A 14,489-nucleotide genomic window follows, 5' to 3' on the forward strand; every position below is an offset into this window, starting at 1 on the left:
AAATCAGTCAAGCAGGTCCAGTTCCAAGTACTCGGCAACCGCGCCAGCCCCGGCGTGCTTGAGTTTCGGCACTCGCCCCAGGCAAGGCGCGGGCAGGCGCTCAGCCAGGGTGGCGAGGTTTTCTTCCAGACGAGAGGTCTTGGGGTCGATGATATTTGCCACCCAGCCCGCCAGCGGCAAGCCATCCCGTGCGATGGCTTCGGCGGTGAGCAACGCGTGGCTGATGCACCCAAGGCGCACGCCTACCACCAGGATCACCGGCAGTTTGAGCGCCATGGCCAGGTCCGACAGGTTGGCCTGGTCGGCCAAGGGCACGCGCCAACCGCCTGCCCCTTCGATCAAGGTGAAGTCCGCACCCCGTGCCAGGATCTGCTGCATCGGCTTGAGCAGCGATTGCACCGTGAGCCCGACGCCCGCCTCGCGCGCTGCCAGATGCGGCGCGATAGCTGGCTCGAAGGCCACCGGGTTGACCTCGGCATAACTGAGCGGTACTGAACACTCGGCCAGCAACGCCAACGCATCGGCATTGCGCAGCCCCTGGGCCGTCAGTTGGCAGCCCGACGCCACCGGCTTTCCGGCGGCCGTGCTTTTGCCGGAAAGCCTGGCCGCATGCAACAGGCCGGCGGCGATGGTGGTCTTGCCAACATCGGTGTCTGTACCGGTGATGAAGTAAGCGGCGCTCATAACGGTTTCTCCAGTACGGCATACACCACTTGGTACGTGGCGGGCAGGCCCTGGGCCTGGCGGAACTGCTCGTAGGCCTCTACCAGCGCGACAATCCGCGCACGGCCCGTCAACCCGCCCGGGCGGCCTGGGTTGAGGTTGTGGGCGCCCAATGCCTTGAGTTCATGGGTCAGGCTGCGCACATCGGGGTAATGCAATACGTGGGGCTGTCGCTCCAGGCTGATCACGCGCAAGCCACTGGCCGCACACCGTTGCTGATAAACCTCGAAGGTGCGGAAGCGATTGACGTGGACCAGGCCATCCGCCGCCCGCCAACTCTCTCGAAGCTCATCCAGGGTGCCTACGCACAGGCTGGCAAAGGCCAGCACGCCACCTGGTCGCAGCACACGCCGGGCTTCGCTGAGCACCGCATCAAAATGGGCACACCACTGTACCGCGAGGCTGGAGAAGAGCAGCTCAACGCTGTCAGCTATAAGCGGCAAGCGTTCTGCATCACCGGCTATAAAGTGCGCGGCGCCGCCCAGCGGACGCGCGTGGTTGAGCATGCCCTCGGCAATGTCCAGCGCCACACCTTGGCTACCGGGCAAACGCTCGCCCAGTACGCGACTGAAGTAGCCCGTGCCGCAGCCCATGTCCAGCCAACGCCGTGGCGCCAGGCCGTGCGGCAAACGGCTGAGCAGTTCATGCCCGACCGCACGCTGCAACTCGGCCACACTGTCGTAACTGGCCGCCGCACGGGAGAACGAGGCCGCAACCTGGCGCTTGTCCGGCAAGCCCCCTGGCAAGGGCGGGTGGGATAGGTCAGTCATCAACACACTCATGCAAAAAAGCCTGGATGGCCCCGGCAACTCCGTGAGGGTCTTCCAGAAGAAACGCGTGACCGGCCTGTTCAATCAGGCCGATTTCTACATCGGGGAGCAAGGCCAGCAGGTCACTGGCGGCTTCAGCAGGCACCAGCCCATCCAGGCCGGCAAACAGGTGCAACTGCGGCCCACGAAAGGCCTGCAAGGCCGCCCGCGTATCCAGTTGGGCCAACAGCTCCAGGCCGGGCATCAAGACGCTGGGAGAGGTATTCGGCGCACCGCTGACCAACAACCGCGACAAGCCACGCGGGTCTTCGGCACCCTTGGCACACAACAGCCCAAAGCGCTTGAGCGTGACCTGGGAATCGGCATGGCAGCCGGCCAGAAATGCGTCGAAGGTTTCCGTAGGCATCCCATGGGGCCAACCGTCATGGGCGACGAAACACGGGTTGCTCGCCAGGGTCAGCAAGCCACAGCACCGCTCGCCACGGCGTGCCGCCAACTCGGACGCGAGCATGCCGCCCAGCGACCAGCCCCCGAGCCAGGCATTGTCCGGCAGCGTCGCATCGAGCTCATCGAGCCATTCACCGAGTTCGCTGGCCTGCAGCGCCGGCAAGGGTTCGATCTGTACCTGTAAATGCTCGTTCAGGCCGTGCAGCGCAGCGGCCAACGGTTCCAGCGGTGACACACCCAGGCCCCAGCCCGGTAGCAGGATCAGTCGATTACGCATAGCCGGGCTCCGAGGCGTCTAACAAGCGAAAACACGCTTGCAACCCGTCTAACAATAGCTGCACCTGCGCTTCGCTGTGGGCCGCCGTCAATGTCACCCGTAGACGGGCACTGCCGGCGGGCACGGTCGGTGGGCGAATGGCAGTCACCATCAGGCCGCGCTCGCGCAGCATCTGCGAGAGGCGCAGTGCCCGGGCGCTGTCGCCAATCAGGATCGGTTGGATCGGCGTAAAGCTGTCCATCAACGCCAGGCCTATCTGCTCGGCGCCGCGACGGAACTGGCGGATCAACGCGTTGAGGTGCTCGCGTCGCCAATGTTCGCTGCGCAGCAGTTCCAGGCTTTTGAGGGTGGCGCAGGCCAGTGCCGGTGGTTGGCTGGTGGTGTAGATATACGGACGTGCGAATTGGATCAGGCTCTCGATCAAGTCCTCACTGCCGGCCACGAAGGCCCCGGCGGTGCCGAACGCTTTGCCCAAGGTGCCAACCAGCACGGGCACGTCCTCCTGGCTCAAGCCGAAATGCTCGACGATGCCGCCGCCGTTGGCGCCCAGCGGGCCGAAGCCATGGGCGTCATCCACCATCAGCCAGGCACCTTTGGCCTTGGTTTCACGGGCCAGCGCGGGCAGGTCGGCGAGGTCGCCATCCATGCTGAACACACCGTCGGTGACCACCAAGGTATTGCCGGTGGCTTTCTCCAGGCGCTTGGCCAGGCTGCCCGCGTCGTTATGCAGATAGCGGTTGAAACGCGCACCGGACAGCAAACCGGCATCCAGCAAGGACGCGTGGTTAAGCCGGTCTTCCAGTACCGTATCGCCCTGCCCCACCAGCGCCGTGACCGCGCCGAGGTTGGCCATGTAGCCAGTGGTGAACAGCAAGGCACGCGGGCGACCGGTCAAGTCAGCCAGGGCTTCTTCCAGCTCATGGTGCGGTGTGGCGTGGCCCACCACCAAGTGCGAAGCGCCACCGCCCACGCCCCAGCGGGACGCACCGGCGCGCCAGGCTTCGATCACTTGCGGGTGATTGGCCAGGCCGAGGTAATCGTTATTGCAGAAGGCCAACAACGGTTGCCCGTCCACCACCACGTGCGGGCCTTGGGGGCTCTGCAGCAAGGGGCGCTGGCGGTAAAGATGGTCGGCACGGCGGGCAGCGAGGCGCGCGGCGAGATCGAAAGACATGCTGGCCTCGATTTAACAGGTTCAACTCAATCCAATGGGGGAGCTGGCTTGCCTGCGATAGCGGTCCTTCTGACACTTCAATACTGAAAGTGCCGCCGCCATCGCAGGCAAGCCAGCTCCCACACCGGAATGCATTCCAAAGGTGGTTACACCACAGCGTTGTAGAACTGCTCGCTGCTCTTTTGCTCCACCAACGCCTGCTCGATCGCCGCCTGATGCACTTCATCGGCATGCTCTTCACGGGCTTCGGGCAGGATGCCCAAGCGTGCGAACAGTTGCATATCCTTGTCCGCCTGGGGGTTGGCGGTGGTCAGCAGTTTGTCGCCGTAGAAGATCGAGTTGGCGCCGGCAAAAAAGGCCAGGGCCTGCATCTGCTCATTCATGGCTTCGCGGCCAGCCGACAGGCGCACGTGGGACTGCGGCATCAGGATGCGCGCCACCGCCAGCATGCGGATGAAATCGAAGGGGTCGATGTCATCGGCGTTTTCCAACGGCGTGCCCGCCACTTTCACCAGCATGTTGATCGGCACCGACTCCGGATGCTCCGGCAGGTTGGCCAACTGGATCAGCAAGTTGGCGCGGTCGTCGAGAGACTCGCCCATGCCAAGGATGCCGCCCGAACAGATCTTCATCCCCGAGTCACGCACGTACGCCAGGGTTTGCAGGCGCTCGCTGTAGGTGCGGGTGGTGATGATCGAGCCGTAGAACTCCGGCGAGGTGTCGAGGTTGTGGTTGTAGTAGTCCAGGCCGGCCTGGGCCAGGGCTTCGGTCTGGTCCTGGTCAAGGCGACCGAGAGTCATGCAGGTTTCCAGGCCCATGGCCTTCACGCCTTTGACCATTTCCAGCACATAGGGCATGTCTTTGGCCGACGGATGTTTCCATGCCGCGCCCATGCAGAAACGCGTCGAGCCGATGGCCTTGGCACGTGCGGCCTCTTCGAGGACCTTCTGCACCTCCATCAGCTTCTCTTTTTCCAGGCCAGTGTTGTAGTGGCCCGACTGCGGACAATATTTGCAATCTTCCGGGCAGGCGCCGGTCTTGATCGACAGCAGCGTCGACACTTGCACGCGGTTGGCGTCGAAATGCGCGCGGTGCACGGTCTGCGCCTGGAACAACAGGTCGTTGAAGGGCTGCACGAACAGGGCTTTGACTTCAGCTAAAGACCAATCGTGACGCAGGGTGGCAGAGGTGCTGGCGCTCATGGGCGATTCCTTGATTATGCTTTGGCAAGCGCTGCGGGAAAGGCAATACCCACAGGCACGACACGGATGCTCGGCATATTTAAGGAAGATTCATGCACTGTCAACCTGAGCACAAACACGAAGTTTACATCTGGTTAAAAAGCATGCAGCCTTGTTTGATCTGCGATGAGTGCATCGAATCAGACGAGCCCCTGTGCAGCGCCTGCGAAACAGAATTGCCATGGCTGATGGAACAGTGCGAACGCTGCGCACTGCCCTTACCCATGGACGGACTGCTCTGCGGCCAGTGCCAAAAACAGCCACCGGCCTTTCACCAGGTGGTCGCGCCATGGACCTACAGTTTTCCCGTGGACACCCTGATCAGCCGCTTCAAGCATCAGGCGCGTTGGCCGCTGGGGCACTTGCTGGCGCGCCTGCTGGGGCAGCACTTGCAACATCGCTTCGATAACGCCGAACTGGAGCGCCCCGACTGCCTGCTACCGGTGCCCATGGCGCGCAAACGCCTGCGCGAACGCGGCTTTAATCAAGCGTTGATGCTGGCCCGCTGGCTCAATCACACCCTCGACATTCCCTTTGATGAACACGCGCTCTTACGCCCCCATGAAACCGTGGCGCAGCAAGACCTCGATGCCAAGACCCGCAAACGCAACCTGCTCAACGCCTTCGCACTGGCCCCCGGCATCCAGGTCGCCGGGCAACATCTGGCGCTGGTAGACGACGTCCTCACTACCGGCGCCACGGCCCACAGCCTGGCGCGCTTGTTGATAAACGCCGGCGCGCGCCAGGTGGATGTGTATTGCCTGGCCCGTACGCCCAAACCCGGCAGCTGACTTGACTCCCCTGCGCCAGCGCGGCAACGTCGGCGCATCTCACCCAAGCGTATCTGCCATGTCTGTGCCCAGCCCTCTCAGCCAACACATCATCCGCCGCCCCCAGCGTATTGCCTTGCTGGGGCATATCGCCGAGCAGGGCTCCATCACCCGTGCGGCCAAGAGTGCCGGGTTGAGTTACAAGGCCGCCTGGGACGCCATTGATGAGCTGAACAATCTGGCGCAAAAACCGCTGGTGCAACGCAGCGTCGGTGGCAAGGGCGGTGGCGGCGCCAAACTGACTCAGGAAGGCGAACGGGTGCTGCGCCTCTATCAGCGCCTGCAACTGCTTCAGGCCGAAATCCTTGGCTCGGACGAAGCGGCCAGCGACTTCAACCTGCTGGGCCGCTTGATGCTGCGCACCAGCGCGCGCAACCAATTGCACGGCCAGGTCAGCGCCATAGAGAGCCACGGCCACAACGACATGATCCGCCTGCAATTGGCCGGCGGCCTGCACCTCGACGCACAGATCACCCACGACAGCACCCTGCGCCTGGAACTGCAGAGCGGTGTGGAAGTAGTGGCTCTGATCAAGGCCGGGTGGCTTGAATTACTGGCGGACGGGCAAACCGAAACACTTGGACACAATTGCCTGAGTGGCGTGATCGAGACCATTCTCGCCGCCGAAGACGGCCCCAGCGAGGTGCGTATCGCCCTGCCCAACGGCCAAGTGTTGTGCGCGCTGGCGCCGCCCGTCGCACTCAAGGCCATTGATGCAGCGCAGGGCCAGCCGATCCGCGTGCAGTTTGCACCCAGCCATGTATTGCTTGGCACCCCGGTGTAACGGGCGCGCGTCTTCAAGCTGCAACAATTCGGTCACAAGCGCTGCTTAAGGTGTCTGCAAAAACCTTAAGGAGCCTGTGATGAGCCTATTAGAAGAAAACCAAGCCACCGACCTTGAACAGATGGTGGGCCTGACCCGCCGTCGCTTTATCGGCGCAGGCGCCCTGTGCGGCGCTGCGATGTTCCTCGGCGGTAACCTGCTGAGCCGCAGCGCCCTGGCCGTGAATGCCGCTTCCGCCAGCCCGCTGCTGGGGTTCACCAGCATCGCCGCCGCCACCAGCGACACCATCACCCTGCCACCGGGCTACAGTGCTTCGGTGTTGATCAGTTGGGGCCAGCCCCTGCACAAGAACGCCCCGGCTTTCGACCCGTCCGGCCATGGCACCGCCAAGGCTCAGGAACAACAGTTCGGCGACAACAACGACGGCATGAGCCTGTTTCCATTCCCCGGTGACGACAACCGCGCGCTGATGGCGATCAACAACGAATACACCAACTATCGCTACCTCTACGCCCACGGCGGCGCGCCACAATCGGCCGAAGACGTGCGCAAGGCCCTGGCCAGCGAAGGCGTGTCGGTGATCGAAGTACGCCGCAAGGGCGACACCTGGCAGTTCGTCCAGGATTCGCGCTACAACCGGCGCATCCACGGCAATTCGCCGATCCGTTTGAGTGGCCCTGCCGCCGGCCATGACTGGCTGAAAACCACCGCCGACAAGAGCGGCAAAAAAGTCCTCGGCACGTTCCAGAACTGCGCCAACGGCAAGACGCCGTGGGGCACCTACCTGACCTGCGAAGAAAACTTCACCGACTGCTTCGGCAGCAGCAACCCCCAGCAAACCTTCGACGCAGGGCAGAAGCGCTACGGCGTGGTGGCCGCCAGCAAGGACATCAACTGGCATCAGCACGACCCGCGCTTTGACATGGCCAAGAACCCCAACGAACTCAATCGCCATGGTTGGGTGGTGGAAATCGACCCGTTCGATCCGCAATCCACGCCAGTCAAACGCACGGCCCTGGGGCGCTTCAAACACGAAAACGCGGCCCTCGCCGAAACCCGTGACGGTCGCGCCGTGGTGTACATGGGCGACGATGAACGCGGTGAATTCATCTACAAGTTCATCAGCCGCGATCAGATCAACCACAACAACCCGAAGGCCAACAAAGACCTGCTCGACCACGGCACCTTGTACGTGGCGATCTTCGACGCGGGCGACGGCAACGCCGACCACCCCAAGGGCAAAGGCCAGTGGGTTGAACTCACCCATGGCAAAAACGGCATCGACGCCAGCAGCGGTTTCGCCAACCAGGCCGAGGTGCTGATTCATGCGCGCCTGGCCGCCAGCGTGGTGAAAGCCACACGCATGGACCGCCCGGAATGGATCGTGGTCAGCCCCACCGACGGCCAGGTCTATTGCACCCTGACCAACAACGCCAAGCGCGGCGAAGAGGGCCAGCCGGTAGGCGGCCCCAACCCACGGGAGAAGAACGTCTACGGCCAGATCCTGCGCTGGAAAGCCGACGCCGATAACCACGGTGCCACGGACTTCACCTGGGACCTGTTCGTGGTGGCCGGCAACCCCGGCGTGCATGCCGGTAACCCCAAGGGCGGCTCGTCCAACATCAACCCGCAAAACATGTTCAACAGCCCCGACGGCCTGGGCTTCGACAAAGCCGGGCGCCTGTGGATCCTGACCGATGGCGACTACAGCAACGCCGGAGACTTTGCGGGCATGGGCAATAACCAGATGCTGTGCGCCGACCCGAGCACTGGAGAAATCCGTCGCTTCATGGTGGGGCCGGTGGCGTGTGAAGTGACGGGGATCAGCTTTTCGCCGGACCAGAAAACCTTGTTCGTGGGCATTCAGCACCCAGGGGAAACCGGTGGCTCGACCTGGCCGGAACACCTGCCCAATGGCAAACCCCGGTCTTCGGTGATGGCGATTCGGCGGGATGATGGCGGGATCGTAGGCGCCTGATAGACCGCTATCGCAGGCAAGCCAGCACCCACATTTCGATGTGTAAATACATGCCAGTGTGGGAGCTGGCTTGCCTGCGAAGGCGTCCGCACAGCCACCGCCTATCTATGCTGTTACCATACCCGGCCGGACGCGGCGCCCTGCTGCGCGCAGGAGTTCGCATGGCCCACCCGTTTGAAACACTCACCCCAGACCTGGTGCTCGACGCCGTCGAAAGCATCGGTTTCCTCAGCGACGCGCGAGTTCTGGCGCTCAACAGTTACGAAAACCGCGTGTACCAAGTGGGCATCGAAGACGCCGAACCGCTGATCGCCAAGTTCTATCGCCCACAGCGCTGGACCAACGAGGCGATCCTGGAAGAACACCGCTTCACCTTCGAACTGGCCGAGTGCGAAGTACCGGTGGTCGCCCCGTTGATCCACAACGGCGAGAGCCTGTTCGAACACGCAGGTTTCCGCTTCACCCTGTTTCCGCGCCGTGGCGGCCGCGCGCCGGAGCCGGGCAACCTCGATCAGCTTTACCGGCTCGGGCAACTGCTGGGGCGTTTGCACGCGGTGGGCTCCACCCGCCCGTTCGAACACCGCGAAGCCCTGGGGGTGAAGAATTTCGGTCACGACTCCCTCACCACCTTGCTTGAAGGCAACTTCATTCCCAAAAGCCTGTTGCCGGCCTACGAGTCCGTGGCCCGCGACCTGCTCAAGCGTGTGGAAGAGGTTTACAAGGCCACGCCGCACAAGAACATCCGCATGCACGGTGACTGCCACCCCGGCAACATGATGTGCCGCGACGAGATGTTCCATATCGTCGACCTGGATGACTGCCGCATGGGCCCGGCGGTGCAAGACCTGTGGATGATGCTGGCTGGCGACCGCCAGGAATGCCTCGGCCAGCTCTCGGAACTGATGGACGGCTATCAGGAATTCCACGACTTCGACCCGCGCGAACTGGCGCTGATCGAGCCGCTGCGCGCCCTGCGCCTGATGCACTACAGTGCCTGGCTCGCACGACGCTGGGACGACCCGGCGTTTCCCCATAGCTTTCCGTGGTTTGGCAGCGAGCGGTATTGGGGCGACCAGGTGCTGGCGTTGCGTGAGCAACTGTCGGCGCTCAATGAAGAGCCGCTAAAACTCTTCTGAACGCGTTCCATCATCGCGCCCACGCTCTGCGTGGGCGCGCATCCTGTGACGCTCCGCGTCACGATTTAAGAGCAGACGCAGAGCGTCCAAGGCGGCGTTACCACGCAGAGCGTGGGAACGAGCGTTGTTTGACAAATATCCTTACAATTGCGCTTTGTTAGCTGCCTGAGCAAGGATTCTGCAATGCAAGCCGCCAACCCCCGCAAGGGGTACATCCTGGGCCTGAGCGCCTATGTCATCTGGGGTCTATTCCCGCTCTACTTCAAAGCCATCGCCAGCGTGCCCGCCGCCGAGATCATTGTGCACCGCGTATTGTGGTCGGCACTGTTCGGTGGGCTGTTGCTGATGGTGTGGAAACATCCCGGCTGGTTTCGCGAACTGCGCGACAACCCCAAGCGCCTGGCGATCCTGGCTCTCAGCGGTTCGTTGATCGCCGCTAACTGGCTGACTTATGTGTGGTCGGTGAACACCGGGCGCATGCTCGAAGCGAGCCTGGGTTACTACATCAATCCGCTGGTGAATGTGCTGCTGGGCATGCTGATCCTCGGCGAGCGACTGCGCCGTTTGCAATGGGTGGCGGTGGGGTTGGCAGCGGTAGGTGTGGCGCAGCAGGTGTGGCAAGTCGGTAGCCTGCCGTGGGTGTCGCTGGCGCTGGCGTTGACGTTCGGCTTCTACGGTTTGATCCGCAAGCAGGCGCCGGTCAAGGCGCTGCCAGGCCTGGTGGTGGAAACCTGGATGCTGGTACCCATTGCCGTCGCCTGGTTGCTGTTCAACCCGACCGCCCACAGCGCGCAACTGGCGTTCTGGAGCACCTCCGAGGCCTGGTGGCTGGTGGCCGCAGGCCCTGTGACGCTGATTCCCCTGGTGTGCTTCAACGCCGCTGCACGGCACTTGCCCTACACCGCCCTGGGCTTTTTGCAGTATGTGGCGCCGACGCTAGTGTTGCTCGAAGCCGTGCTGTTGTTCGGTGAACACCTGGCGCCGAGCACCCTGATCGCCTTCGCCTTCATCTGGGCCGGGTTGGTGGTGTACAGCCTGGATGCCTGGCTGACCGTGCGCAAACGCTGATCAAATAACGTACAAACCTCTGCAAGCCACGGCTTTCGTGGCTTGCAGCGTTCCACCCAAAGGTTATCCACAACCTGATCCCCGCCATTTGTGCACAAGCCCTTGAAACTGCTCGTTTTTTGCTCAACTTGCGCAGAAGGCCGGCGGACGTGGCCTGGCGTCGGGTCTCTACAGGTTATCCACAGGCCCATGCAAGATTTCCCTGCATAACCTTGTGGATCGTTATTCCTCCTGACGCAACTCCACCATCAAGTCATCGGCCAAGGTTTCCAAAGCCTCTTGCAGGGTTTCCAGCGACAGCGTAGCCGGCACTTGCAACAACGCCTCGGCATTGAACAGCGGATCACCGCTCATGGGCGCCGGGCGCACATCGGTGCTCAGGCGTTCCAGGTTGACGCCCTGCTGGCTCAGCAGCGCGGTGATCTCACGCACGATGCCCGAGCGGTCATTGCCCACCAGGGTCATCAGGATCGGCTTGGACGCCGATGCCTGCCCGCTGCTGCCCTCACCCACCAACACGCGAATGCCATGGGTGGATAAATCCTCCAATGCCCCCACCAATGCCTGGCGCTGCTCGCTCGGCACGCTCACCCGCAGGATCCCGGCAAACTGCCCGGCCATGTGCGCCATGCGGCTTTCCAGCCAGTTACCACCATGACTGGCAATGTTCTGCGCGATGCGTTCAACCAGGCCGGGTTTGTCGGCGGCGATAATAGTGAGTACAAGATGGTCCATGGCGCAGTCCCTCGGTTGGTTGATCCTCGATTATAGACATGCCGCGTTTATCCAGAAGGGACGCGTGATCGTTAACGTCCATCGCAGGCAAGCCATCTCCCCAGACAAATCGTGTACCATTTTTATATTTATCTGGAACAATCCAATAGTTTTTTGAGAACATCCGGTTCTCCGCTGTGACCGTACGACCAAAGTGGGTCGCTAAACGACGTATTTAGTCTAATTTTCACAACCGCAAGTCATCATGTAGTATGCCCAACCGTGCACTACATAATGAAAATCTGATAAAGCGCATAAGCTCCGCAGAGTGAGGCAAGCAATGACTGAACACGTTCAAGTCGGTGGCCTGCAGGTCGCCAAAGTCCTGTTCGACTTCGTGAACAACGAAGCCATTCCCGGTACCGGCATCACTGCCGACCAGTTCTGGGCCGGTGCCGACAAGGTCATCCATGACCTGGCCCCGAAGAACAAAGCCCTACTCGCCAAACGCGACGACTTCCAGGCGCGGATCGATACCTGGCACCAGACCCACGCCGGCCAGGCCCATGACCCGGTGGCCTACAAAGCCTTCCTGCAAGACATCGGCTACCTGTTGCCAGAAGCCGCAGACTTTGAGGCCTCGACCCAAAACGTCGATGATGAGATCGCACGCATGGCCGGCCCACAGCTGGTCGTGCCGGTGATGAACGCCCGCTTCGCCCTCAACGCCTCGAATGCGCGCTGGGGCTCGCTGTACGACGCGCTGTATGGCACCGACGCCATCAGCGAAGCCAACGGCGCCGAGAAGGGCAAGGGCTATAACAAAGTGCGTGGTGACAAGGTCATTGCTTTCGCCCGCGCCTTCCTCGACGAAGCCGCACCGCTCAGCGCCGGCAGCCATGTTGATTCCACCGGCTACAAAATCGTCGATGGCAAGCTGATCGTCAGCCTCAAAGGCGGTAGCAACAGCGGCCTGCGTGACGATGCCCAGTTGATCGGTTTCCAGGGCCCTGCGGCCGAGCCGATTGCGATCCTGCTCAAGCACAATGGCCTGCACTTCGAAATCCAGATCGACGCCAGCACCCCAGTCGGCCAGACCGACGCTGCCGGCGTCAAAGACGTGCTGATGGAAGCTGCGCTGACCACCATCATGGACTGCGAAGACTCCGTCGCCGCCGTGGATGCCGATGACAAAGTGGTGATCTACCGCAACTGGCTCGGCCTGATGAAGGGCGACCTGGCCGAAGAAGTGGCCAAGGGCGGCCAGACCTTCACCCGCACCATGAACCCTGACCGCGTCTACACCGGCGTGGATGGCAGCGACGTGACCCTGCACGGCCGTTCGCTGTTGTTCGTGCGCAACGTTGGCCACTTGATGACCATCGACGCGATCCTCGATAAAGACGGCAACGAAGTACCCGAAGGCATCCTCGACGGCCTGATCACCAGCCTGGCGGCGATCCACAGCCTCAACGGCAACAACACCCGCAAGAACAGCCGCACCGGTTCCGTATACATCGTGAAACCGAAGATGCACGGCCCGGAAGAAGCCGCGTTCACCAACGAACTGTTCGGTCGCATCGAAGAGGTGCTGAACCTGGCGCGCAACACCCTCAAGGTCGGGATCATGGACGAGGAGCGCCGCACCACGGTCAACCTCAAGGCCTGCATCAAGGCGGCCAGTGAGCGCGTGGTGTTTATCAACACCGGTTTCCTCGACCGCACTGGCGATGAAATCCACACCTCCATGGAAGCCGGCGCGATGGTGCGCAAGGCGGCCATGAAGGCAGAAAAGTGGATCGGCGCCTATGAGAACTGGAACGTCGATATCGGCCTGAGCACCGGCCTGCAAGGTCGTGCACAGATCGGTAAAGGCATGTGGGCCATGCCCGACCTGATGGCGGCGATGCTCGAGCAGAAAATCGCCCACCCGTTGGCCGGTGCCAACACCGCCTGGGTACCGTCGCCGACCGCCGCAGCCCTGCATGCGTTGCACTACCACAAGGTTGATGTGTTCGCCCGTCAGGCCGAGCTGGCCAAACGCGAGCGCGCTTCGGTGGACGATATCCTCACCATTCCTCTGGCCAGCAACACCGATTGGTCCGAGGAAGAGATCCGCAACGAGCTGGACAACAACGCCCAGGGCATCCTCGGCTATGTGGTGCGTTGGATCGACCAGGGTGTGGGCTGCTCCAAGGTGCCGGACATCAACGATGTCGGCCTGATGGAAGACCGCGCCACCCTGCGTATTTCCAGCCAGCACATCGCCAACTGGCTGCGCCACGGCATTGTCAACGAAGACCAGGTGATGGAAAGCCTCAAGCGCATGGCGCCCGTGGTAGACCGCCAGAATGCCGGGGATGCGTTGTACCGCCCACTGGCTCCGGACTTCGACAGCAACATCGCATTCCAGGCAGCGGTGGAGTTGGTGATTGAAGGGACCAAGCAGCCTAATGGCTATACCGAGCCGGTGTTGCACCGCAGGCGTCGGGAGTTCAAGGCCAAGAACGGCCTGTAATGGAAAAAGCCCTGATCGAAAGATCGGGGCTTTTTTATCAGTGTCAGTTAGACCGCGTTGCCTGAATCGCAGGCAAGCCAGCTCCCACAGGGAGTGCATTTCAAATGTGGGAGCCGGGCTTGCCCGCGAAGAGGCCAGGCCAGTCACCCCACACTCAGGGCACCATCCCCAACTCCCGCTTCACCAACTTCGCCAACTTCACGCTATCAATCGGCTTGAGCAAGAAATCCACCACGCTCAAATGCATCGCATCAATCACATCCGGCGCTTCCGCGTCTCCAGACATGATGATGATCGGCAACGCCGCACGGGTGGACTCACGCACCTGGCGGATCAATTCCAGGCCATTGCTGGGCGCCATGCGCAGGTCGGTGATCAGCAAACCGATGGAACTGCTCGTCTTCAACAAATCCCACGCAGCCTCGCCACTTTCGGCAGTCATGCAGCGAATACCATCGAGCCCAAGGATTTCCGCCAGCAATTCACGCGCGTCCTTGTCGTCGTCCACGATCAAAACGCGTTGGGGGGGTAAATCGGGCTCCAGCATCACGGCGCTCAGCGCCTCGCGCTCGGCATCACTCAAAATATCGTGGTCGGACATACGTTTCTCAGCAGTTCTCATCAATCTCCCAGCACACTCGTCAGACATCTGCGGAAGGGCGAACAATGTGCACTTCGTCGGAAAGTTTGCCTAGTGGGCTTTCTACGGGTTTTGGACGATTGTCATGTAAGGTTTTTCCCTAGTTTTGCGCGGTACTCCTCGACCTAGACTTACGTCCAATGGGCACCCACTGCGCAGGAGTCGACCATGCAGCACGATAACGACAAA

Annotated in this window: 13 protein-coding genes; 6 read left to right on the forward strand and 7 right to left on the reverse strand. The window is 61.9% G+C overall.

The genetic code is table 11. The features are described 5' to 3' along the window. Positions 1-3 precede the first annotated feature (3 nt). The 5 genes from bioD to bioB form a co-directional block, all read right to left on the reverse strand. Positions 4-684 carry a dethiobiotin synthase gene (gene bioD, locus GIW79_RS06730; protein ID WP_034128848.1) on the reverse strand — a complete coding sequence of 227 codons (681 nt, stop codon included), beginning with the start codon at positions 682-684 and terminating at the stop codon, positions 4-6. Beyond that, positions 681-1,493, reverse strand: coding sequence for a malonyl-ACP O-methyltransferase BioC (bioC, locus tag GIW79_RS06735; protein ID WP_198862354.1), 813 nt, complete (start codon positions 1,491-1,493; stop codon positions 681-683). Before bioC ends, bioD begins: the two co-directional genes overlap by 4 nt. Then, the gene (locus GIW79_RS06740) at positions 1,486-2,217 is read right to left on the reverse strand and encodes an alpha/beta fold hydrolase (RefSeq protein ID WP_054896778.1); all 732 of its coding nucleotides are present in this window, start codon (positions 2,215-2,217) and stop codon (positions 1,486-1,488) included. The genes bioC and GIW79_RS06740 overlap by 8 nt, the downstream gene beginning before the upstream one ends. Beyond that, positions 2,210-3,391 carry an 8-amino-7-oxononanoate synthase gene (gene bioF, locus GIW79_RS06745; protein WP_105228764.1) on the reverse strand — a complete coding sequence of 394 codons (1,182 nt, stop codon included), beginning with the start codon at positions 3,389-3,391 and terminating at the stop codon, positions 2,210-2,212. Before bioF ends, GIW79_RS06740 begins: the two co-directional genes overlap by 8 nt. 146 nt (positions 3,392-3,537) lie before the next feature. Further along, positions 3,538-4,593, reverse strand: coding sequence for a biotin synthase BioB (bioB, locus tag GIW79_RS06750; protein WP_014720209.1), 1,056 nt, complete (start codon positions 4,591-4,593; stop codon positions 3,538-3,540). A 92-nt stretch (positions 4,594-4,685) separates the two neighbouring features. Here bioB and GIW79_RS06755 point away from each other — a divergent pair, with 92 nt between their 5' ends. From GIW79_RS06755 to rarD, 5 genes are all read left to right on the forward strand, one after another. Continuing rightward, positions 4,686-5,423 (forward strand): ComF family protein, encoded by a 738-nt coding sequence (locus tag GIW79_RS06755; RefSeq protein WP_236452387.1) that lies wholly within the window; start codon positions 4,686-4,688, stop codon positions 5,421-5,423. A gap of 58 nt (positions 5,424-5,481) precedes the next feature. Next, positions 5,482-6,246: a TOBE domain-containing protein gene (locus tag GIW79_RS06760; protein WP_236452388.1), complete on the forward strand. Its 765-nt coding sequence runs from the start codon at positions 5,482-5,484 to the stop codon at positions 6,244-6,246. A 79-nt stretch (positions 6,247-6,325) separates the two neighbouring features. Next, on the forward strand, positions 6,326-8,224 hold the full coding sequence (locus GIW79_RS06765; protein WP_236452389.1) for a PhoX family protein: 1,899 nt from the start codon (positions 6,326-6,328) through the stop codon (positions 8,222-8,224). Between the two features lie 161 nt (positions 8,225-8,385). Beyond that, the gene (locus GIW79_RS06770; protein WP_122735979.1) at positions 8,386-9,360 is read left to right on the forward strand and encodes a serine/threonine protein kinase; all 975 of its coding nucleotides are present in this window, start codon (positions 8,386-8,388) and stop codon (positions 9,358-9,360) included. A gap of 183 nt (positions 9,361-9,543) precedes the next feature. Beyond that, positions 9,544-10,428: an EamA family transporter RarD gene (gene rarD / locus GIW79_RS06775; RefSeq protein WP_034128856.1), complete on the forward strand. Its 885-nt coding sequence runs from the start codon at positions 9,544-9,546 to the stop codon at positions 10,426-10,428. Positions 10,429-10,650: 222 nt separating this feature from the next. Here rarD and GIW79_RS06780 read toward each other — a convergent pair whose 3' ends face one another. Next, positions 10,651-11,163 (reverse strand): glycine cleavage system protein R, encoded by a 513-nt coding sequence (locus tag GIW79_RS06780; protein WP_003194815.1) that lies wholly within the window; start codon positions 11,161-11,163, stop codon positions 10,651-10,653. A 319-nt stretch (positions 11,164-11,482) separates the two neighbouring features. Between GIW79_RS06780 and GIW79_RS06785 the strand changes: the two genes are divergently transcribed. Then, positions 11,483-13,660 carry a malate synthase G gene (locus GIW79_RS06785; RefSeq protein ID WP_054896773.1) on the forward strand — a complete coding sequence of 726 codons (2,178 nt, stop codon included), beginning with the start codon at positions 11,483-11,485 and terminating at the stop codon, positions 13,658-13,660. 154 nt (positions 13,661-13,814) lie between these two features. Here the strand turns inward: GIW79_RS06785 and GIW79_RS06790 are convergent, their stop codons facing one another. Next, the gene (locus GIW79_RS06790; protein ID WP_019817416.1) at positions 13,815-14,261 is read right to left on the reverse strand and encodes a response regulator; all 447 of its coding nucleotides are present in this window, start codon (positions 14,259-14,261) and stop codon (positions 13,815-13,817) included. Between the last annotated feature and the right edge of the window lie 228 nt (positions 14,262-14,489).

Origin of the sequence: Pseudomonas sp. PA-7-1E, assembly GCF_021605325.1 — a bacterium.
Classification (GTDB): domain Bacteria; phylum Pseudomonadota; class Gammaproteobacteria; order Pseudomonadales; family Pseudomonadaceae; genus Aquipseudomonas; species Aquipseudomonas fluorescens_BV.